The sequence below is a fragment of the [Clostridium] symbiosum ATCC 14940 genome, assembly GCF_000466485.1.
Lineage (GTDB): Bacteria > Bacillota > Clostridia > Lachnospirales > Lachnospiraceae > Otoolea > Otoolea symbiosa.
In genome coordinates, this window is record NZ_KE992859.1 from 39,710 (window position 1) to 46,943 (window position 7,234).

5 protein-coding genes and 2 pseudogenes are annotated in these 7,234 nt (G+C 45.7%); 3 read left to right on the forward strand and 4 right to left on the reverse strand.

The genetic code is table 11. The features are described from left to right. Nucleotides 1-38: 38 nt before the first annotated feature. Nucleotides 39-1,313: a nucleotidyltransferase family protein gene (locus CLOSYM_RS06795; protein ID WP_021641523.1), complete on the reverse strand. Its 1,275-nt coding sequence runs from the start codon at nucleotides 1,311-1,313 to the stop codon at nucleotides 39-41. Nucleotides 1,314-1,540: 227 nt separating this feature from the next. Here CLOSYM_RS06795 and CLOSYM_RS06800 point away from each other — a divergent pair, with 227 nt between their 5' ends. The 3 genes from CLOSYM_RS06800 to CLOSYM_RS06810 all read left to right on the forward strand — a co-directional run bounded on the left by CLOSYM_RS06800 (nucleotide 1,541) and on the right by CLOSYM_RS06810 (nucleotide 4,935). Continuing rightward, nucleotides 1,541-3,205 (forward strand): flagellin N-terminal helical domain-containing protein, encoded by a 1,665-nt coding sequence (locus tag CLOSYM_RS06800; RefSeq protein WP_044902216.1) that lies wholly within the window; start codon nucleotides 1,541-1,543, stop codon nucleotides 3,203-3,205. A gap of 100 nt (nucleotides 3,206-3,305) precedes the next feature. Next, on the forward strand, nucleotides 3,306-4,079 hold the full coding sequence (locus CLOSYM_RS23620; RefSeq protein ID WP_081697053.1) for a lytic transglycosylase domain-containing protein: 774 nt from the start codon (nucleotides 3,306-3,308) through the stop codon (nucleotides 4,077-4,079). A 1-nt stretch (nucleotide 4,080) separates the two neighbouring features. Further along, a complete protein-coding gene (locus CLOSYM_RS06810; protein ID WP_021641526.1) occupies nucleotides 4,081-4,935 on the forward strand; it encodes a C39 family peptidase in 855 nt (284 codons plus the stop codon). Here CLOSYM_RS06810 and CLOSYM_RS06815 read toward each other — a convergent pair. From CLOSYM_RS06815 to CLOSYM_RS06825, 3 genes and pseudogenes are all read right to left on the reverse strand, one after another. Beyond that, nucleotides 4,875-5,270: a replication initiator protein A gene (locus CLOSYM_RS06815; protein ID WP_021641527.1), complete on the reverse strand. Its 396-nt coding sequence runs from the start codon at nucleotides 5,268-5,270 to the stop codon at nucleotides 4,875-4,877. The genes CLOSYM_RS06810 and CLOSYM_RS06815 overlap by 61 nt on opposite strands. A 92-nt stretch (nucleotides 5,271-5,362) precedes the next feature. Continuing rightward, a pseudogene (locus CLOSYM_RS24005) lies at nucleotides 5,363-5,497 on the reverse strand (RNA polymerase sigma factor); the annotation flags it as partial. A 384-nt stretch (nucleotides 5,498-5,881) separates the two neighbouring features. Then, nucleotides 5,882-7,216, reverse strand: a pseudogene (locus CLOSYM_RS06825) (MATE family efflux transporter). Between the last annotated feature and the right edge of the window lie 18 nt (nucleotides 7,217-7,234).

The following is a 7,234-nucleotide window of genomic DNA, read 5'->3' on the forward strand; positions in this document are numbered from 1 at the left end:
CTCACAAAGGCAATTCAGATACTTTATGTTCAAATAGTTCATATCCAACCTCCTGATCTGCTCTCATTACTCCCTTTTCCATCTTCTCCCGCCCGCCCGCGCTTTTCCTCCTTTGCCGCCCGTCCACGTCTTTCCCAACGAGACAAGATTCTTTCCAAATAGGGGAAAATTAGGAAAAAGAAACTTTGTACAGCCCTCTCCACTCTTTGGCGTAATCTCCTGAAGGGTATATGAATGAGGCGGCGAATCCAACAAAACCATAAGAGCCATGGATGGTGTTCCAATACGGGATAAAGCCCAATCATATACTTCCTCTGGGGAAACAACCAATGCAGAACGGCCAAGACTCTGACCTTCCTCTCCTCCTTAATCTTCCAGATTTCCAACCTGGCCATCAGGGGAAGCAATTTCATACAGGCCTCCTTCGCATACATTCCCTTGGACAGAATATATTCCTCCATATCAAGATAGCCATTGTTCTTCATCTCTCTGGGAAATTTCGCGAACCACAGCCACGCCAAAGCCCTTAAGCCCCTGGAAAAATCAAGGACATCACATTCGGCTAGCCGTTGATCAATATAGGCCCAGTTAAGACCTTGCCCATACGACTGCAGGTAGAGATAGATGTCTACGGCATCACGGATATCTACCTGTGAAAAGGAAAACCTGACGGCACTCCAACAAACCATCAGCAGATACCGGTCCTCCGGATCCATACAATATAGTTCATTCTCTCCCCCAGCCTTATGGATTCGTTCCCATAGATTGGCAAACAGTCGCTCCATCTTTCGGTCGCACCGGAACAGGTGGACATACGCGGTAATATGCCAGCCATCAGATGCAACGAACCGGTGTCCCCCCTGCAGGCTTTCCCCCTCATAGCGAAAGCCGCCTGCATACATAGTCTGAAACAATCTCCCCTCCCTGTCTTCCCGGACCAGAAAGGACAGCCCGTCCACCTCTCTCATATCTGACTGGGGATACAGCCCCTTAACATCCTGCGGAGGCAACAGAACACTTGGGATATCATCCTTTTCAAGCATCCCAAGGATTCCATGAACCATCTTCCTGTAGGCAGCATCCTTTGTCACCAGTTCACGGAACCTGGCACCGTACCGTTCCCTCCATTCCGGAGGCATGGATTCATTAAACAGAAGGGCATAGCAGACCATTGTCTGTACCCTATGATATGCAGACATATTGAAGATAAGCCCCCAGTCATGCCTGTTGCCCGTATCCCCTGCTGCCTCGTTATTCAAAACTGCTTTCAGAAGAGAAAGCAGATAATCCATTTCCATCGAATTGTAGACCATGACATACTCCTTTTTATATTTAACTTCGGCAAATCCTGATAAAAATTAAGTATTACTTTCAACAAAAAAAATATAGTATTTTTGTGTAAAAATATCCCTCTCTCTTCCTTAATTCCATCTTAGCCGAAACCGATATAATATATGTAAGATAAAATTAATCCGTGACGCGTAACGGATTAAACATGCAGAAGAAAGGATTCTTCTGTATACACTCAAGGAGGAAAAATATGAGAATCCAACACAACATTGCAGCACTGAATTCCTACAGACAGTTAGGAAACAACAACAATTCTGTATCCAAGAACTTAGAGAAGCTTTCCAGCGGTTTCCGCATCAACAGGGCCGGTGATGATGCCGCAGGTCTGGCTATTTCTGAGAAGATGAGGGCTCAGATTACCGGTCTGAACACCGCGCAGAAGAACGCTCAGGACGGTATCTCCCTGGTACAGACTGCTGAGGGCGCGTTAACTGAAGTTCACTCTATGTTGAACCGTATGGTCGAGTTAGCGAACCAATCTTCCAACGGCATTTATGACAACGCAGTAGACCGTACCAACATGCAGAAGGAAATCACTTCCTTAAAGGATGAGATTGATCGTATCGCAGAAGGTACCAATTTCAACGGCATCAAGCTGTTGGATGGGTCCCTTGACGGTGCAGGAAGCGCTGGTGCAAATGGACTGGTTGGTGGAAAAATTGCCAACTGGAAGGCAGCTGTCTTTACGGGTACAGGTAAGGATGCCAGTGCCGCTTCAGCTATTGATTTTACTAAAAAAGATGTTATTTTAGTTGATGGTTCCCGCGTAGAGGTAGACTGGAGCACCTTGAGTGCAGATGAGCAGACTCTCCTCACTAAGAATTGGACAACCAATAACAATGCTACAGTATCCAAGGATGCAGCCGCACTGATGGAAAAGACCATTAATGCAGCTATTGATAAGGCAAATAAGGATCGGGGGACCAGTATTGATTATGTCAGCGTAACTAGCACCGCTAATAATCAAGGATTTACCATTACCAGTGGTATGAAAGGTACTGGTGCTTCTTCTATAGGCTTTGATCAGTCTGCAAAACCTACAACTAACAAAACTGTATTGGGTATTGTAACCGGTGTTACGGATACGCAAGCAACTGCGGCAGCCACTTCCACCCTGATTATTGATCCCACCAGTGCTAATGGTTCATTTAATATGTTAATAAATGGAGAAGAGCTCAATATCACCACCTCTACTTTAACCAACACAAGCACTGCAACGGATATCGTTAACCAGCTTCAGACCGCAATCGATACTGCCCTCACCAATTATGATACTGCAAAAGGCACAACAAGTACTCCCGATGCCATGCAGGGTAAGGTAACCGTATCCTTTAATAATCAGGGTGCATTGGAGTTTACAAACACCAGTGGCAATAAAATCGGCTTCTCCGACAAAGAAGGTGGTGAGGTCGCCAAGACTCTGGGCATCTCCGCAGAAGGCAAAGCGATTGCAGGCGGTGGTCTGACCCTTCAAATTGGTGATACCGCAGAAGATTTCAACCAGTTGAATGTCTCTGTTTCCGACATGAGCACAAAATCTCTAGGCATTGACAGTATCAGTGTAGCAACCCAGGCAGGTGCCAATGCTGCTGTAGATAAGATTAAGGCGGCTATCAATACCGTATCCTCTACCCGCGGTACTTTGGGCGCTGTCCAGAACCGTCTGGAGCATACCATCAACAGCCTGAGTGTAAGCGCTGAGAATATGACAGCCGCTGAGAGCCGTATCCGTGACGTTGATATGGCATCCGAAATGATGGACTACACCAAGAACAATATTCTGGTTCAGGCTTCCCAGGCCATGCTAGCACAGGCCAATCAGATCCCGCAGGGAGTTCTTCAGTTATTACAGTAATGTTTCATAGGAATTCAGAAGAAACAGCTTTCGGGCTGTTTCTTCGTATTAATGCAACATAATATGGATGCAGAAAAGTGAGGAGGAAAATATGCGCTCCATGCAGATTACCAGCTTAGGCAACACCAATCTCAAGGAAATGAACATACGGCAGAGGCAGTCCATATCCCCAGAGGGAACTGAATTTGCCCAGACGATCTCATCCAGACTTTCTGCCCCCAGTGGGATGGAGAGAATATTTCAGGAGGCTTCTTCCGCCTATGGCATTCCAGCCATTGTCATTAAGGCGGTTGCCAAGGCCGAGTCGGATTTTAATCCCAGGGCCCTCTCTCACTGTGGCGCCCAGGGTGTAATGCAGCTTATGCCCGCCACGGCCCGTGGACTTGGAGTGACTGACCCATGGGACCTTCGGCAGAATATCATGGGCGGAACCAGGTATCTCCGTTCCATGCTGGATAAGTATGACGGGAACCTGAAGCTGGCCCTTGCCGCCTATAATGCCGGCAGTAACAACGTGGATAAATACGGTGGAATTCCTCCCTTCAAGGAGACCCAGAACTATGTGGCAAAAATCATGGGGATGTTAAGGGAGTCCAGCGTGACGGAATATCCTTCGCTTTCTCCAGGCATGTGCGGACAGACTTCTGACCAGGCAGTCCGGAATGCGCTATCTAGCGGCAGCTATAGTCAGTTATTGACACAGGTTCTGGGATTCGACGGTTTTACCGAAGATGATTATATCCTTCTGCTGGAGATGATGCGGCTTTCAATGTCTTCTTCCCTTAACAGTGTATTTGCAGGAACGCCGAATCTCGGGCAGTCTCCATCATTTGGTAGCGTTGGTTTTCCGAATCTGCTATGGGAGGCAACATAGTTTGAAATTTTATAGGGCAAACAAATATGTATTATGTCACATAAGTCTTACAATAATATTATTTCTAATTTCAGTCTGTTTTCTAATCGGTTGTTCGCATCGTTCCGAAGCACAACCGATTGATACAAATTTCGGGATGGAAGATGACATGCCAATCTCCATTTCAACCGTTCTCCCGAATCAGAGCGATGTTCAAGATATCCCGTCTCCTGCTGAAGAGTCCATAAAACACCCAGGATATCCGGATTATCTGGAATCTGTGTCTGGGCTTTTTACCTACTATAATCAGGAAGACAGCCGTTGGGGCAATTCTCTCTTTGGCCCTAAAGATCCCATCCGAACTCACGGCTGTGGTCCTACGGTACTGGCTATGCTGGTATCCAGCTATACAGGTCTCACCCTAACACCAGACATAGCGGCTTCATGGGCGGCAGATAATGGGCTTTGCGTTCCGGGAGACGGCTCATCACATGATATTGTTGAAACGGGCTGCTCCGCTTTTGGGCTGAAGCCCCGTCCCCTCCCGGATCCTACCGTGCAGAATGTTTTAGATGAACTATATTCGGGTAATTCCCTGGTGGCTCTTGTTGGAAAAGGATACTTTTCTGATAACGGCCATTTTCTCATAATGATTAAACCAGGAGCAGACGAAAACACGGTCCGCATTGCCGATTCTGCCAACTTAGAAAACTGTTATCATGATTGGCCTATTTCTTTTATATTGGAACAGCTGAAGAGTAATTCTTCTGGTGGGAAACTGCTGTGGTCCATAAACCTTCCATTAGAGTGCGGTTTTCAGCCCTCCGGCGTACCGGAACGGGATTTCTTGAAGACGGTGTTTGAAACCGCTTCATAGGATTTTGGGTAAATGCGGTTGGGTTTTCCACAGCCCTGCTTTTTAATGTCAATCAACTCCGCATACTGCAATTCCTGCAGGGTGTTGACCGCTTTCTGCCGCCCACAGTGGAGCAAAGCGACCACCTCGCAGATGGGATAATACAGATAAATGCGCCCGTATTCGTCCGCCCAGCCGTTCTTGCGGGATAACTCCGCCCGCCGCAGGATAAAGGCGTACAGTATCTTTGCTTCGTTGGACAAGGGCATGAATGAGGGGGCTTCAAAGAGAAAATTGGGGAGCCGGGTAAAGCTGAACGCCTTTTCCGGCTGATGGATATAAATGGTGTTTGTCATATCGTATTTTGTGGACGGTTAGAAGCCCGTTTCCGAGGGCGGACGATAGTATCTATTGCCTGCCCCTGTTCTGTGCTTGCAAAGCCATGTAAATCAAGGGATATTTCCCTTGCTTCTTTCCGCTTCAAATCCCGCCATGCGTTGATTGCTTCGTGGCGTAATACAATCTTGCAGAACGCATTGAAAGCATATTCGATATGCTCCATGAACTGTTCAGAATATCTCATTTTCTCTCACCCCTTTTCTTCCCAGTAGGGGGTTATTACAGCAAATACCCATACAGCAGAAAGCGCATGGGTATTTGAGTAATGCGAGTTATTAAGACATGTTAAATGATATGTGTGTTCATACTCATAGGCAGAAAATCCCATTCCACAAGACAGGATTTTTTTGATAATTCACCATAGCCAAAACTACCCATGAAATAAAAAACAGACATAGCAGTACCTCGCACCGCCATATCCATGAAAGCTGTCCTGCCACATAAAAACGGCGGCTTTGATTGTTATTTCAAAACCGCCGTTTAGCCGCTTGTATTCTGTTTTGGTGCATGATGATTTTGCCGCCACACAACGGTTTTTTATTAACCGCCGGACGGCATGAAAATCTTTTTATGCGTAGTGATACTTTTCTCTGTTCTGATGAAGAAAAACCAGTGCTACAATCATAGTGATTAACTCTGCTATCGGTACTGCAAGCCATACACCCGTTACGCCCAAAAAATAAGGCAATGTAAGCAACAGCACTGTAATCAATCCGAAAGTCCGCAGGAACGACAAAATTGCTGACAGCTTCCCGTTTGATAATGCTGTAAATGTGGCAGAGGTAAAAATATTCAGCCCGCAAAACAGAAAACTAAAGGGAAAAATCAAAAATCCGTTTCGTGCGATTTCGTAAACAGGAGTTCCCGTTTCCGCAAAAATTCCAACCAATGGCGAACCAAAAATAAAAGCTATTGCAAAAACAGAGATAGAAATAAAGACAATGAACCGCATACAAATACAAAATACATTTTTTAACTGTTTTTCGTCCTACTTCCCATAGTTATAACTGATAACAGGGGCTACTCCCATAGAAAAGCCTATGTAAAGGGCACTCAACAAAAACTGTGTATAGATAATGATTGTGATTGCCGCAACTCCGTTTTCTCCAAGCAGTTTCATCATAATGCGGTTAAAAAGGAATGTTGTAACCGCTGTTGCCGCCTGACTTACCATTTCGGAAAAACCATTGGTACAGCTTTCAGCCAATACGGAAAAATCTATGACTGGCTTCCTAAAATGCAGGCTGTTTTTCTTTGTGGAAAAGAACCACAATCCAATCACCGCCGGTATCATATAGCCAATGCCCGTACCAAATGCAGCACCCTTAATGCCCATGTGAAGCGGCACCATAAAAATATAGTCCAGTAAAATATTAGCGATTCCCGCGCTTACACCAAGCAACATACCAATTCCGGGGCGTCCTGCTGTTACAATCAGATTTTGAAAAAGCACTTGCAGGATACTTGCAGGCGTGAATAACAGCAGAATGAAAAGGTATTCTTTGCAATAGGAAAATAAAATACTGCTCGCTCCAAGCCCCCAAACAATCCTATCAATAAAAGCTGTTCCCATGACTGCAATCAGTACACCTAACAAAATGCCTGCCGAGATAATCAGCGTAAAATACTGTGCCGCTCTTCTTTGTTCTCCTGCTCCCATTTTGCGGGCTACAATCGCGCTTCCTCCTGTTGCAAGCATAGTTCCAAGACCGACAATCAGATTGATAACAGGGCAGACAATATTCAATGCCGAAAGCGCATTTGTATCTACAAATCGTGCCACAAAAATTGTGTCAACGACTGTATACAGCCCCATGAATATCATCATTAAAATTGTCGGAAATGCAAATTTCAGCAATGATTTTATTGTGAAGTTCTGTGATAGTGGATTTAGGTCACTCATTGCCCCCCCCCCCCCCCC

What these genes read in the sequence shown, in the direction of transcription:
- CLOSYM_RS23620 (WP_081697053.1), top strand. Translation starts at nt 3,306, where the DNA reads ATGCAGATTACCAGCTTAGGCAACACCAATCTCAAGGAAATGAACATA.
- CLOSYM_RS06815 (WP_021641527.1), bottom strand. Translation starts at nt 5,270, where the DNA reads ATGACAAACACCATTTATATCCATCAGCCGGAAAAGGCGTTCAGCTTT.
- CLOSYM_RS06800 (WP_044902216.1), top strand. Translation starts at nt 1,541, where the DNA reads ATGAGAATCCAACACAACATTGCAGCACTGAATTCCTACAGACAGTTA.
- CLOSYM_RS06795 (WP_021641523.1), bottom strand. Translation starts at nt 1,313, where the DNA reads ATGGTCTACAATTCGATGGAAATGGATTATCTGCTTTCTCTTCTGAAA.